Here is a 13811-nt window from a genome sequence, read left to right as displayed (position 1 = left end):
TGCGTCTTCCCTACTCTCCATACGTGCTTCGGCGCCCGGTGCGGTTCCTGCGCCTGACGATCGCGTCGGCCACGACCTGCCTGTCGTCGAAAGGAAGCACCTGGTCGCCGACGTACTGGCCCTGCTCGTGGCCCTTGCCGGCCACGACGACGACGTCACCGAGACCCGCCCGGCCGATGGCCAGGTCGATGGCCGCGGCGCGGTCCGGCTCAATGATCACATGTGCGCGCCCGTCCTGGGGCACACCGAGAACTCCGTCCATCATCTCCGCGAGGATCCGCAGGGGATCCTCGGAGCGGGGGTTGTCGCTGGTGAGAATAGCCACATCTGCCAACCTTGCGGCGGCTTCTCCCATCATTGGGCGTTTACTGCGGTCACGGTCACCCCCGCAGCCGAGCACGACGATGAGTTCGCCCTCGGTGACCTCGCGCAGCGAGCGCAGGACCGACTCGACCGCGCCGGGCTTGTGCGAGTAGTCGACGATGGCCTGGAAGTCCTCGCCGCCGGGAACCCGCTCCATCCGGCCGGGAACCCCCGTCAGCGTACCGACACCCGCCACCGCGGCCCGCAGCGGCACACCCGCCTCCACCAGCGCGACGATCGCGCCCAGGGCGTTGGACACGTTGAAGGGCCCCGGCAGGGCGACCGAGGCGGCCTCCTCGACGCCTCCCGGCCCCACGACCGTGAAGGTGCTGCCCTCGGGGCCCAGCCGCACACCGGTGGCCCGCCAGTCGGCCTCCAGGGCGCCCTCGGCGGAGAAGGTGGTCATCGGGATCTTCGCGAAGCCCGCGAGTTCACGTCCGTGCGGATCGTCGAGGTTGACGACCCCCACGCGACTCATCTCGGGGGTGAACAACCTGGCCTTCGCCGCGAAGTAGTCGTCGAGGTCACGGTGGAAGTCGAGGTGGTCCTGGGACAGGTTGGTGAACAGCGCCACGTCGTAGAACACCCCGTCGACCCGGCCGAGCGCCAGCGCGTGGCTGGAGACCTCCATCGCCGCGGCGGTGACGCCCCGCTCGCGCATCAGGGCGAACAGGCTCTGCAGGTCGCTCGCCTCGGGCGTGGTGAGCTTCGGCGCGAAGCGCAGCTCACCGGCGTGGATCTCCACCCCCCCGATGAGCCCGGGGCTGTGCCCGGCGGCCCGCAGCCCGGCCTCCAGCATGAAGGTGACCGTGGACTTGCCGCTGGTGCCGGTGACTCCGACGACCATGACGTCCGCCACGGGATTGCCGTACACCCAGGCGGAGACCTGCCCGAGCAGGGCCCGCGGATCGGGCACGACGAGGACCGGGAGGCCGGTCGCGACCGCGGCCTCCCTTCCCGCCTCGTCGGTCAGGATCGCGCTGGCACCCGCGGCGAGGGCCTGGGCGGAGAAGTCGGCCCCGTGGACCGAGGCCCCCGGGAGCGCGACGTAGAGATCTCCCCGGCACACCTGGCGCGAGTCGATGGTGATCCCGGACACCGCGGCAAGCGGGGCTCGCGACGTGCCCGAGGGCGCGCCGATGAGGCTCGCCAGCCCCGAGAGCGGACGGGGTGAACTGGTTGAGGGTCGCATTGACGACGGGGGACGCACGGCGAGAGCGTACCTTCACTCGTCACTCTCCGGCGCGTATCCGCACCGGGGACGGCTTGGTTCCGGTCGGCGGGATCTTCCCGCTCTTCAACGCGAACGTCATCACCTTCTTGAAGACCGGCGCGGCGATCTCCCCACCGTAATGGCCCTCCTTGGGGTCCTGGAGGACCGCCAGGACGACGAGGCGGGGCTTGTCCGCGGGAGCGAAACCAACAAAAGTCGCGGTATAACCGCAATAACCCTGACATCTGGTGTCGTAGCGCATCGCGGTCCCCGTCTTGCCCGCCACCCGGTAACCGTCGATCGCGGCGAGGTTGCCGGTGCCCTCCTCGCTCACGGCGGCCTCCAGCATGGTCGCGATCTCCCGCGCCGTACGCTCGCCGACCACCCGGGTCTGCTTGCCCGGCGGCGACGGCGTGAACACGCCGTTCTCACCGGTGGTGCCGGCCACGATCCGCGGGGTGACACGCACCCCGCCGTTGGCGATGGTCTGGTACACGCTCGCCGTCTGCAGCGCCGTCACCGAGACCCCCTGGCCGTACGCGATCGTGCAGCGCTGGCTACCCGACCAGCTCTTCCAGTCGGGCAGGAGCCCGGCCTCCTCCCCCGGCAACTCCGAGCCCGGCTTCGTGCCGAACCCGAAGCGCTGGAGCATCGAGTGGAGCTTCTCGTCGCCGATCTTCTGGGTGGCGAGGATCGTGCCCACGTTGCTGGAGGTCGCCACGATGCCCGAGAAGGTCAGGCGCTCGGTGGGGTGCGGGTGGGAGTCCTTCAGCACCTGGTCGGCGCACCTGATCCGGTCGGCGACCGTGAACAGGGTCTCCGGCCGCACGGCACCCGACTCCAGGGCCGCCGCCGCGGTGATGACCTTGTTGGTGCTGCCCGGCTCGAACACGTCCGTGACCGACCGGTTGACCCGGTCGGCGCCGGGAGAGTTCATCCAGTTCTTCAGGTCGAGCTCGGGCGCGTTGGCCATGGCGATCACCTCGCCGGTCCGCGTGTCCAGCACGATCGCGCTGCCGGTGCGCGCCCCGGTCGCCTTGACCTGCTCGGCGATCGCCTTCTGCGCGGCCCACTGGACGTCGCGGTCGATGGTCAGACGCACGTCCCTGCCCTCGACGGGCGCCCGGACGGTGCTGCGGGTCATCGGGATGCGCTGCCCCCTGGCACCCGTCTCGATGATCTGCTCGCCGTCGCGGCCCGCGAGCAGCTTGTCGTAGGTGCTCTCCAGCCCGGCCAGCCCGGTGCCGTCGGTGCCGACGAAGCCCAGCAGGGTGCCCGCCAGGTCGCCGCCGGGATAGTCACGCCGGTAGCGGTGCTTGCTGCCGACGCCCTTGAGGTCTTGCGCCATGATCCGCTGGGCGAGCGGCGGGTCGACGGCCGCGGCGAGCTGCTGGTAGTGGCTGGTGCTCTGGGCCAGCTTGGCGGCGATCGACTCCTTGGGCGTGCCCAGCTCCTTGGCCAGGATCGTGGCCACCCGGTCACGCTGGCCGGCGGAGACCTGGGAGGGGTCCACGAAGATCTCGCGAGCCTCCAGGGTGAGCGCGAGCTCGTGACCGTTCACGTCGGTGATCGACCCTCGCCTCGCGGGCAGCTTCTCACCCTGGACGCGCTGCTTGGCCGCCTCCGCGGTGTAGACCTTCGAGTCGAGGCCCTGGAGCTGGATGAGCCGCCCCGCGAAGATGGACAGCACGAAGGTCATCGCCATCAGGCCGATACCGATGCGCCTGCGGGGGTTGCCCAGGCGCAGCACCGCCGACGGGCGCGCCGGCGGCCGCGGCGGCCTGCCACCGCCGCCGCGTGTGGTCATGCGGGTGTGCTCGTGATCCCCCGGTCGCTCGCCCCCGCGCCTCGGCGCGGACCGCACCCAGCCCAGCGGGTCCGGCGGTCCTTCCGCCCGTGAGGACCGCACCGGCCCACGCGGGGCCTCGGATCCCGAGGACCTGCGCGGGGCCTCGGGCCCCGAGGACCTGCGTGGGGCCTCGGACCCCGGCGGCCTGCCGGGGCGGGGGGCGGAGGTCCTGCCCGGCGCCTCGGGGCGGCCGGATCCACCGGAAGCCCTCGGGGCTCCGGAGACACCGGGAACGCCGGGGACACCACGGATGCCGGGGGCACCGGGGGCACCGGAGGCACCGCCCTTGCCGTCCGGTCGTCTTTGCCGGCCCGAGCCGTCGGAAGCGGGCGGCCGTGCGCCGGAACCGGTCCTGCCAGTGGGAGCGGGCCTGCCCGGGGCTCCCGGCCTGCCGGACGCGCCGGCGGCCGACGGCCTCGCCGGGGAGCCCGGCCTGCCGCCCCTGGCCGGTTTACCGGATTTGCCGGAACCTTCCGGTGCCGGTGACCCGCCGGACGAGCCTGCCCTGCCGGAGGCACCGGAGGAGCCCGCACGGCCGGAGCTCCCGGCGGAGCCCCCGCGCCCCGAGCCACCGGAGGAACCCGCACGGCCCGAAGGGGAGCCCGCACGGCCGGAACTTCCGGAGGAACCCGTACGGCCCGAACCGCCTGCCCCCTGCCTGCCCGAGGCCGGAGGCCTGCGCGGGGGGGCCGGCTCCCGGGGGCTGTCGGGAACGCCGGGAGCACCGGACGGCCCGGCGTCGCCGGACCCCGGCCTGCGCGGCTTACCGGAGGCGTCCGGGGAACCGCCAGGTCTGGCCGCGCGGCCGGGACCGCCGGGAGAACGGCGGCCCGCCCCTCCCGCCGGTCCTCCCCCGGAGCCCCCGCGGCCCTGCCCGGGACCGGGCCCCCCGGTCTCCCTCACCGGCCCGTGCCCGGCACTCGCTCCTGCCCCGCGGGCTTGGTGGCGTCGTCGGCGCCCCCGACGGCGGGCTTGTCGGGGTCGATGACGCGCGCGGTGTCCCAGTCGGGACCCAGACCCTGGAGTTCGTTGTTCCTCGCCACCGCTTCCGGCATCTCCTGCCGCATGATCGCGCTCTGCTTGCTCTCCTTCGCGATGCGCAGGTCACTGATCTCCTTGCGCAGCCCGTTGGCCCTGAAGGAGTCCTGGGCGAGCACGGCGTTCAGCAGCAGCAGGCTGATCAGCCCGCCGCAGAGCAGGCCGACCACGAGCAGCAGGAAAGGAGTCCTCGGCGGCCTGGCGCGACGGGCCGCCGGGGGCCCTGAGGCACCTGTAGCCCCGAGAGCCACAGCCTTGACCTGCTTACCCTGCGCGGCCGGAGCGGTTGCGGGCGCAGGCCTGGCCGGCTTGGTCCCGTACCCCTGCGGCACCGCGCGGGGGACGCGCACGGGGCGTGCGCCGCGGCTGGGCGCGGCGCGTCGGACGTCTGTCTCACTCCTCGTCAACTGCCTCACGGATCCTCTCTGCCGCCCGACACCGGGCGGAGGCCGCCCGCGGGTTGCGGGCCACCTCCTCTTCGCTCGGAAGCTCGGCTCCCCTTGTCAGGAGCGCGAACCGCGGCTGGTGAGCCGGCAGCGGGACGGGGAGGCCGACAGGGCCGGTGTCCCTGGTCCGCGCGGTGATGACCTGCTTCGTCAACCGGTCCTCAAGGGAGTGGTACGCGAGCACGACGACGCGCCCGCCCAGCGTCAATGCGTCGAGCGCGGCCGGGAGCGCGCGTTCCAGTGCTGTCAACTCCGCGTTCACCTCGATCCGCAACGCCTGGAAAGTCCTTTTGGCGGGGTTGCCCCCGGTCCTGCGGGTAGCGGCCGGGATCGCCGTTCTGACGATCTCCGCAAGCCGCTTGGTAGACGTTATGGCCTCTCTGGCCCTTTCCTTGATGATTAAGTGCGCGACACGCGGGGCGAATCGTTCTTCTCCGTAATCCCGCAGGATCCGGATCAGCTCGGCGGCCGGGTAGGTGTTGACCACGACCTCGGCCGTCAGCTCCTCGTCGCGGTCCATCCGCATGTCCAGCGGCGCGTCGTAGGAGTAGGCGAAACCGCGTTCGGCCTCGTCCAGCTGCGGGGAGGAGACGCCCAGGTCGAACAGCGCGGCGTCGACGCGGGGACGGCCCAGCTCGGCCAGCACCTCGGGAAGCTCGTCGGAGACCGCGCGGACCAGCGTGATCCGCTCGGCGTACGGGGCGAGCCTGGTGGTGGAGCGCTCGATGGCGGTGGGGTCGCGGTCGATCCCGATCAGGTGGAGCGAGGGGTGCGCGGCCAGCAGGGCCTCGGCGTGACCGCCGAGGCCGAGGTTGGCGTCGACGAGCACGGGGGCGGGGCGGGCCAGCGCCGGAGCGAGCAACTCCAGCACCCGGTCGAGCATGACGGGGACGTGACCCCCGGCCGTCTGGAGATCATGGTTTTGGTTCTCGGCGCGCATGAAGCGCAACCCCCCTCTTTCCCGCCTCGTCCCGTGGACGCGCGGCGGACGCTCACCGGTGTCTTGAAAACAGGCCCCCACCCCCGGGGCCGTCCGGCCAGGTCCCCATCCGCACCCGCGTGTCCACCCGTCACCTGACACCGGGGAAGGTGCATCAGCTGACGGACAGGTGGTTGCGGGTGGAGACCTCGCCGAACGACGTTTTACCGATGAGTCGACCGTGGAATCACAGAATCCCTGGCAGCACCTCCTCCGACAGATCGGCGAAAGCCTGCTCTTGGTCGGCCAGATAGGCGCTCCAGGCGTCCGCGGCCCAGATCTCCAACCGGGTGTTGGCTCCGATGACCACGCAGTCGCGGCGCAGGCTGGCGTACTCGCGCAGAGGTTGCGGAACGGTGATCCGGCCCTGCTTGTCGGCGACCTCGTCGGATGCGCTGGCGAAGAGGACGCGGCTGTAGTCGCGGACCGCCTTGGCGGTCACCGGCGCGGTGCGCAGAGCCTCGGTTATGCGCTGGAACTCCTCTACGGGAAAGACGTAGAGGCAGCGCTCCTGGCCTTTGGTGATCACCAGACCCTCCGCCAGCTCCTCGCGGTACTTCGCCGGCAGGAACAGCCGTCCCTTGTCATCAAGACGTGGGTGGTGAGTGCCGAGGAACACCGGCCTCACCTCCCGTGCCCAGCGGAGCGCCAGGCGTCGCCGCCCTGCCCTCCACTGCGCACCACCATACTCCACTTCTCTCCACCGTCAACTGATTCCACGCCTCTTCACGACGGGTTTCGCCGACATTTCCCCAGTTCAAATGGGGTGGTGCGGAGTGGAGGGGGTAAGCGGCCCCTCGTACGCCACGGGCGTGTCGGGTAAGGCCGCCGAATAGGCTATGGATCATGAAATAAGTCGGATCGCGGCGAAGAATGATGGAAGGCGGGGATCCCCGCACCGTTCCGGAATCGGCGCGCCCCGGCACGTGGTCGCGACCACCGCGTCGCCCGCTATGACCGTTTACCCGGAATCAGCCCTGATGACCGCATAAAGTCGCCGTGGGAACGTATGGCGCCGTAGTGTCGGAAGGCAGAATGAGTTACGGGATCGCAAAGATTCCGCAACGGTAACCCCTCGGCGCACAACCGCCGCACCCTCATGGAGGCCTGGTGGCAGTAACACATGACGTCTCACCACAGCTCGATGATCTTGTGGTCACCGCGCACCGGATTCGTGAGTCGATCGAATCGGTGATCGAGGGCAAGAGCGACGTCGTCCGCCTGACCTTGACCGTACTACTCGCCGAGGGACACCTCCTCATCGAGGACGTGCCCGGAGTCGGCAAGACCATGCTCGCCAAGGCGCTGGCGCGGTCCATCGACTGCCCGGTGCGCCGCGTGCAGTTCACCCCCGACCTGCTACCGAGCGACATCACCGGGGTGAGCGCCTACAACCAGCAGACCAGGGAGTTCGAGTTCAAGCCCGGCCCGGTCTTCGCCAACATCGTGGTCGGTGACGAGATCAACCGGGCCTCGCCGAAGACCCAGTCGGCGCTGCTGGAGTGCATGGAGGAGCACCAGGTCACCGTCGACGGCGCGACCTACCGCCTGGACTCCCCCTTCATGGTGATCGCGACACAGAACCCGATCGAGATGGAGGGCACCTATCCCCTTCCCGAGGCACAGCGCGACCGGTTCACCGCCCGGATCGCGATGGGCTATCCCGCCCCCTCCGCGGAGCTGGAGATGCTCGACGTGCACGGCGCGGCCTCCCCGCTGGACAAGCTGGAGCCGGTGGCCACCACCGAGCAGGTGAAGGCCCTGATCGAGGCGGTGCGCGGGGTCTACGTCTCCCAGCCGATCAAGAAATACGCGATCGACCTGGTGACCGCCACCCGTCAGTCCCCCGACCTGAGGCTGGGCGCCTCCCCCCGCTCGACCCTGCAGCTGGTCAGGGCGGCGCGGGCGCACGCCGCACTCGCGGGCCGCGACTACGTCATCCCCGACGACCTTCAGGATTTGTGCGCCCCCGTGCTCGCGCACCGGCTGCTGCCCAGCATCGAGGCCCAGGGGCAGCGCCGCCCGCCCGAGCAGGTGATCGCCGACCTGGTCCGCCGGGTGCCCGTGCCCGAGGCCCAGGCCCGGTGACCTCTGGCCTCAAGGCGCTCACCGCCCGCGGCCGGTCCTTCCTCGCGTCCGGCGTCGCGGCGCTGTTGTGCGCCTTCATCCTCGGCGAGCACGACCTGCTCAGGATCGGCGTGCTGATCGTCTCGCTGCCGCTGCTCGCGGCCCTGGTGGTCGCCCGCACCCGTTACCGGCTGAGCTGCGCCCGGCGCCTGGACCCGCCCAGGACCGAGGTGGGCAGCGAGGCCACCGTGACGCTGCGGCTGGAGAACATCACCCGGCTGCCGACCGGGCTGCTGATGATCGAGGACACCGTTCCCTACGCCCTCGGCGCCCGGCCCAGGTTCGTGCTGGACCGGGTGGAGGCGCAGGGCATCCGGGAGATCGACTACCGGGTCCGCTCCGACCTGCGCGGGCGCTTCACCATCGGGCCGCTCTCCATCCGGATCAGCGACCCCTTCGGCCTGGTCGAGCTGACCAGGTCGTTCACCATCACCGACACGCTCATGGTGACGCCCCAGGTGGTGGCGTTGCCCCATGTGCGCCTGTCCGGTGAGTGGACGGGCGGGGGCGACAGCCGTACGAGAAGCGTCGCGGCCGCGGGAGACGACGACGTCGCGCCACGTGAGTACCGTCAGGGCGACGACCTGCGTCGCGTCCACTGGCGCTCGACCGCCAGGCACGGCGAGCTGATGGTGCGGCGCGAGGAGCAGCAGTGGCAGAGCAGGGGGGCGCTGCTGCTGGACACCCGGCGCTACGCCCACCGGGGCGAGGGCCCGCGCTCGTCGTTCGAGGCGGCGGTCTCGGTCGCGGCCTCCATCGGCGTGCACCTCGCCCACGAGGGTCTCGGCCTGCGCCTGGTCACCGACCAGGGGGCCGAGCAGCTCACCGACAGCGGGCTGAGCCTGTCGCTGCTGGACACCCTGGCCGTCGTGCGGACCAGCACGGCACGGTCACTGGAGTACGGCGTCGGCGCGCTGCGGCAGGGGGGCGGCGACGGCCTGATCGTCGCCGTGCTCGGCAAGATGGACCTCGACCAGGCCCAGGAGCTGGCCAGGGCCAGGCACGGCAACGTGACCGGCGTGGCCGTGCTGCTGGACGTCGAGGGCTGGGAGAATCCCGAACTGGGCGAGGACGAGGAGTTCCGGGCGGTGCGCTCGGTGCTCACGGGAACGGGCTGGCGCGTGGTGGGGCTGCCCGCCGGCACCTCCGTCGCGAGCGTCTGGCAGGACGTCGCGCAACGCGGACGATTCGCGGCCGGCAGGAGTGGCTCATGAGACTTTCCATCGCGTCGGGCGTGGCCACGGGAGCGGTCGCGCTCGCGCTCTACCCGCTCTTCCAGGGCGGTGCCTGGTTCTGGTCGAGCCTGGGCGCCATCCTGGTCGTGACCGGGGTCGGCATGCTGGCCGGTCACTACACGCTGCCCGGCTGGCTGGCGCCGCCCGTGCAGGTGCTCGCGGTGTTGCTCTATCTCACGGCGGTGTTCGCCGGGGACGAGGCGTGGGCGAGGGTGTTTCCCACCTGGGACTCGCTCGACAGGCTGGACGAGTTGCTGACGACGGGCTTCGCCGACATCCAGCGGTTCGCCGCCCCCGTGCCCGACAACGCCGGCATCGTCCTGCTCACCTGCGGCGGTGTCGGCCTGATCGCCGTCCTGGTGGACCTGCTCGCCGCGCGGCTGCGCAGGGCGGCGCTCACCGGGCTGCCGCTGCTGGCGCTGTTCACGGTCCCGGCCGCGGTGATCGTCGAGCCGATCAGCTGGCCGGCGTTCATCATCGGCGCCCTGGGCTACCTGGGGATCCTCGTCGCCGACGGGCGGGAACGGGTCGGCCAATGGGGCCGCGCGGTGCTGGTGCGCCGCACGTCGTCCTTCACCGCCACCCGGCCGAACCCCGCCGACACCGGGCCGCTGCGGCTCTCGGGCAGGCGCATCGGCTTCACCGCGATCGCGCTCGCCGTCCTGCTGCCAGCGCTGCTGCCCACCCTTGAGCCCGACCCGCTGTTCAATTTCGGCGTGGGCAACGGCAGGGGCGGCGGCGGCAACTCGATCAGCATCCCGAACCCCATGGTCAACCTGCGCGGCCAGCTGTCGCTGCCGGAGAACTCCACCGTCCTGACCTACCAGGCCAGCGACAGCACGCCGCGCTACCTGAGGATGTACTCCCTCGACGTCTTCGACGGCGAGCAGTGGACGATGTCGGAGCCCAGGGGCCGCCCCGAGGACCGGACCTCCGAGGCACCGATGCCACCGCCTCCCGGCCAGGGCGCGAACGTGCCCGTCACGCCCGCGACCGTCACCGTCACGGTGAGCCCGCAGGTCAGGAGACTGAGCTTCCTCCCCCTGCCCTACCCGGTGTCCAGGGTCACGGTGGCGGGCGACTGGCGTCCCGACCGCGACACGCTCATGGTCTTCTCCACGCGGAACACCGCGGGGGGCCTCACCTACCAGGCCCTCACCGCCGAGCCCGAGGCCACGGCGGACAGGCTCAAGGCGGCGCCCTCGCCCGCCACGGCGATCAGGGACCGATACCTGACGCTGCCGGAAAACCTGCCCGAGGAGATCAGGCAGCTCGCCCTCAGCGAGACCAAGCAGGACGCAAGCCCGTACGAGCAGGCGATCCAGCTGCAGGAGTTCTTCACCAAGACCGGCGGGTTCACCTACAGTCTGGCCACCCAGGGGCACGACGGCCCGGCGCTGACGGACTTCCTGATCCGCAACAGGACCGGCTACTGCGAGCAGTTCGCCGCGTCCATGGCGGTGCTGGCGCGCGTCCTGGGCATCCCCTCCAGGGTCGCCATCGGTTACACCGGGGGCAGCGTCACCTCCGAGGGGTGGCAGGTGCGCACCCATGACTCGCACGCCTGGCCCGAGCTGTACTTCGAGGGCGTCGGGTGGCTCCGCTTCGAGCCCACCCCGGCGGGCGGAGCGGGTCAGGGCAGCGCGACGGTGCCGTCCTACACCCGCCCCGAGGTGGCGCCGGCCACCTCCGACGAGCCGAGCGCGGCACCGTCGTCGGCCCCCGACGACTCCGACTCGCCCACCGGCGCGGCGGACGACCGCCGCCGCGAGCAACTCGACCGGGACTCCGGCGGCGCGCTGATCCCGGTGGACGAGGGAATGCCGCCGGCTGCGAAGATCGGCATCGGGGTCGCGATCGCGCTTCTGGTCGCGCTGATCCCCGCGCTGATCCGCTGGCAGCTGCGGGCCCGCCGAGCCAGGTCCTACTCACGGCCGGTGAAGGGTCCCGGGGGCGAGGGTTCGGCCGTCCCCGATCCCACCGCCGTCGCGCCCGCCGCGGTCAGGGAGATCCGCTGGGAGCCGGCGGTGACGGCCGCGTGGGCCGAACTCGACGACGCCCTGTGCGACTACGGGATGTCGCGGCAGGTGAGCGAGAGTCCGCGCGCGCTGGCCAGGCGGCTGGCCGAGCAGTACGTGTTCGAGCCGGAGGCCGCCGCCGCGCTGGCGAGGATCGCCGCGGCGGTGGAGCGGATGCTCTACGCCAGAACGCCGGGCGAGATCGGCACCCTGCGCGAGGACATGCGCACCGTGCGGCGGGCGCTGGCGGCCACCGTGACCCGTGGCAGGCGGATCAGGGCGGTGCTGCTACCGCCCTCCACGCTCCTGCGGGCGCGGGCGATGGGCGGGCGGGTGCTGGACGGTTTCGACCGGCTGGAGAACATCCGGCTGCGCCGACCGGCCAGGAAGGGCGCCTGAGCCCTCCGGTGATCGGGGCGCGACATCGCGCCCCGATCACCGGGCCGCCGCTGCCGGCACTGTTCACGGTCCCGGCCGCGGTGATCGTCGAGCCGGTCGGCCGACCGGCGTTCATCATCGGCGCTCCGGGCTACCCGGGGATCCTCGTCGCCGACGGACGGCGAGGCAGGAGCCGCCGGGGCACGCGAGAGGGACCCGGGGGACGACACCGTGCGACACAGCGGACGAGGCGATGGACGACGCGCTGAACGACACAGGGGGTGACGTGGGCCGCTCCCATGCGGGAGTGACCCTCGTCGGCGTGGAGAGATCGTCGGGGGGATTCTCCGGGGAAGGTGACGCCCCCCGCCGGGCTAGCGCTCGTCGTTGCGACGGCGCCAGCGCTCCTCCATACGTTCCATGAAGCTCTGGCGGGAGCCGCCGGGACGGCGCCCCCCCTTGCCTCGCGGCTGATCGGGCGACGTGGCCGCGTTGGCCTCACCGAACCCGTTCATCCGCTTCCAGCTGGACAGACCCCACAGACACGCGGCGAGCATGACCACGAAACCGCCGACGCCGAGCGGGATGTTGATGATCACAACGCCGACCATCAGCAGGACGACACCCAGGATGAAGCCGATGGAGGCTTTCACCAGGCGGCGCCTGTAATGGCTGCGGGGATCACTGATCCTGACGGTATTGGCCCACTTCGGGTCCTCGGCGTAGAGGGCCTGCTCGATCTGGTCGAGCAAGCGCTGCTCGTGCTCAGAGAGCGGCACGGCGCCTCCCAAGGACAGCCCCAGGACGGGGAAGACGGTGACGGACGACACGGGGTGTCCGAACCTCGCGGTCGGTTATCCCCAGAATACGAGGCTGTAGACGTAGACGAAAGAAAACGTCCAACGTAGTCCAAACCGGAGGCCGCGTCATGGGTCTATTCCATCAAACGGCGGGCGAACAAGGGAGGCCGGGAGGACGGCATCGCGACCGAATCTGCGGGCCGCCCTGTCCATCGCCCGCTCGGCCTCCCGCCAGCCCGTCTCGCGCTCTCCGAGCCCGAGCTGCCGGGTCGCCCCGGCGGCCGGGCCGAGGTTCTCCACCCGCACGCCGACCAGTCTCAGCCTGGTGTTCTCCAGGCCGGAGGCGGCGTAGAGGGCGCAGGCGACCTCGTACAGGACCTTGGCGACGTCGGTGGGCTCTCGCAGGCTCCTGGACCGGGAAAGGGTGGTGAAGTCGGCGCGGCGGAGCTTGACGCTGATCGTGCGGCCGACGCTGCCGCCCTCCCTGAGCCTGGCGGCGACCCGCTCGGAGAGCCGGAGCAGCTCCCTGCGGATCTCCACGGGATCGGCGATGTCTGTGGCGAAGGTCTCTTCCGCGCCGATGCTCTTGTCGGGGACGTACGGGGTCACCGGGCGTTCGTCGCGCCCCCAGGCGAGCGCCGCCAGGTGCGCGCCGGCCGCCTGGCCCAGATCCCGCTGGAGCGTCTCCACAGGGACCCTGGCGAGGTCACCGACGGTCTTGATGCCGAGGCGGGCCAGTGACCGCTCGGTGCGCTCCCCGACGCCCCACAGCGCCGCCACGGGCAGCGGGTGCAGGAAGTCGACCACCCTGTCGGCGGGCACCACGAACAGGCCGTCGGGCTTGCAGTGCCGCGAGGCGAGCTTCGCCACGAACTTGCTGCCGGCGACCCCGACGGAACAGGTGACGCCCTGCTCTCGCACGACCTGCTCGCGGATCATCCCGGCGATCGCCGCCGGCGGGCCGAGACGCTTGCGGGCCCCGCCGACGTCGAGGAACGCCTCGTCGGAGGCGATCGGCTCGACCTCGGGGGTGTAGGTGTGGAAGATCTCCATGACGCGCCGGGAGACCTCCGCGTATTTGCCCCGGCTCGGCGGGATGATCACCGCTTGGGGGCAGAGCCGTCGGGCCCGGGTCATGGGCATGGCCGAGTGCACCCCGAATCTCCGGGCCTCGTAGGTGGCGCTGAGCACCACCCCGCGCGCCCCGGGCGCGCCGATGATGACGGGAGAACCCCGGAGCTCGGGACGGTCACGCAGCTCGACACCCGCGTAGAAGGCGTCCATGTCGACGTGGAGGATCGGGCAGCCGCTGTCGTCCGTCCCCAGATCGGAACCCGGACGCGGCATCTGCTGCTTTCTCGACAC

The 13811-nt window shown here is 71.5% G+C and carries 10 protein-coding genes; 3 read left to right on the top strand and 7 right to left on the bottom strand.

The genetic code is table 11. The annotated features are described in order from the left end of the window. Nucleotides 1-10: 10 nt before the first annotated feature. The 5 genes from AB0B90_RS11815 to mraZ all read right to left on the bottom strand — a co-directional run bounded on the left by AB0B90_RS11815 (nt 11) and on the right by mraZ (nt 6507). The gene (locus AB0B90_RS11815) at nt 11-1555 is read right to left on the bottom strand and encodes a UDP-N-acetylmuramoyl-L-alanyl-D-glutamate--2,6-diaminopimelate ligase (RefSeq protein ID WP_350948096.1); all 1545 of its coding nucleotides are present in this window, start codon (nt 1553-1555) and stop codon (nt 11-13) included. Nucleotides 1556-1595: 40 nt separating this feature from the next. After that, entirely contained in the window at nt 1596-3383 is a 1788-nt protein-coding gene (locus AB0B90_RS11810) for a penicillin-binding protein 2 (RefSeq protein ID WP_350948095.1), read from the bottom strand. Between the two features lie 941 nt (nt 3384-4324). Further along, nucleotides 4325-4633, bottom strand: coding sequence for a hypothetical protein (locus AB0B90_RS11805; RefSeq protein ID WP_350948094.1), 309 nt, complete (start codon nt 4631-4633; stop codon nt 4325-4327). Between the two features lie 223 nt (nt 4634-4856). Continuing rightward, nucleotides 4857-5849 (bottom strand): 16S rRNA (cytosine(1402)-N(4))-methyltransferase RsmH, encoded by a 993-nt coding sequence (gene rsmH, locus AB0B90_RS11800; protein ID WP_362922332.1) that lies wholly within the window; start codon nt 5847-5849, stop codon nt 4857-4859. Between the two features lie 226 nt (nt 5850-6075). Beyond that, a complete protein-coding gene (gene mraZ, locus AB0B90_RS11795) occupies nt 6076-6507 on the bottom strand; it encodes a division/cell wall cluster transcriptional repressor MraZ (protein ID WP_350948149.1) in 432 nt (143 codons plus the stop codon). 491 nt (nt 6508-6998) lie between these two features. Here mraZ and AB0B90_RS11790 point away from each other — a divergent pair, with 491 nt between their 5' ends. The 3 genes from AB0B90_RS11790 to AB0B90_RS11780 are packed head-to-tail and all read left to right on the top strand — an operon-like array spanning nt 6999 to nt 11667. Continuing rightward, complete coding sequence (locus AB0B90_RS11790) at nt 6999-7976, top strand: MoxR family ATPase (protein WP_350948092.1); 978 nt, start codon at nt 6999-7001, stop codon at nt 7974-7976. Next, nucleotides 7973-9229 (top strand): DUF58 domain-containing protein, encoded by a 1257-nt coding sequence (locus tag AB0B90_RS11785; protein ID WP_350948091.1) that lies wholly within the window; start codon nt 7973-7975, stop codon nt 9227-9229. Before AB0B90_RS11790 ends, AB0B90_RS11785 begins: the two co-directional genes overlap by 4 nt. Next, nucleotides 9226-11667, top strand: coding sequence for a DUF3488 and transglutaminase-like domain-containing protein (locus tag AB0B90_RS11780; RefSeq protein ID WP_362922329.1), 2442 nt, complete (start codon nt 9226-9228; stop codon nt 11665-11667). The genes AB0B90_RS11785 and AB0B90_RS11780 overlap by 4 nt, the downstream gene beginning before the upstream one ends. Nucleotides 11668-12020: 353 nt before the next feature. On the opposite strand, the gene AB0B90_RS11775 is transcribed toward AB0B90_RS11780, so the two are convergent. Beyond that, on the bottom strand, nt 12021-12425 hold the full coding sequence (locus tag AB0B90_RS11775) for a DUF3040 domain-containing protein (protein WP_350948148.1): 405 nt from the start codon (nt 12423-12425) through the stop codon (nt 12021-12023). Between the two features lie 147 nt (nt 12426-12572). Next, nucleotides 12573-13793, bottom strand: coding sequence for a DNA polymerase IV (gene dinB / locus AB0B90_RS11770; RefSeq protein WP_350948147.1), 1221 nt, complete (start codon nt 13791-13793; stop codon nt 12573-12575). Nucleotides 13794-13811 lie beyond the last annotated feature (18 nt).

Source organism: Streptosporangium sp. NPDC049078 (genome assembly GCF_040648855.1).
In the GTDB taxonomy this organism is placed as follows: Bacteria; Actinomycetota; Actinomycetes; order Streptosporangiales; family Streptosporangiaceae; genus Streptosporangium.
The sequence above is the reverse complement of the archived record's forward strand: the minus strand, read 5'-3'. Positions and strand labels throughout refer to the sequence as shown.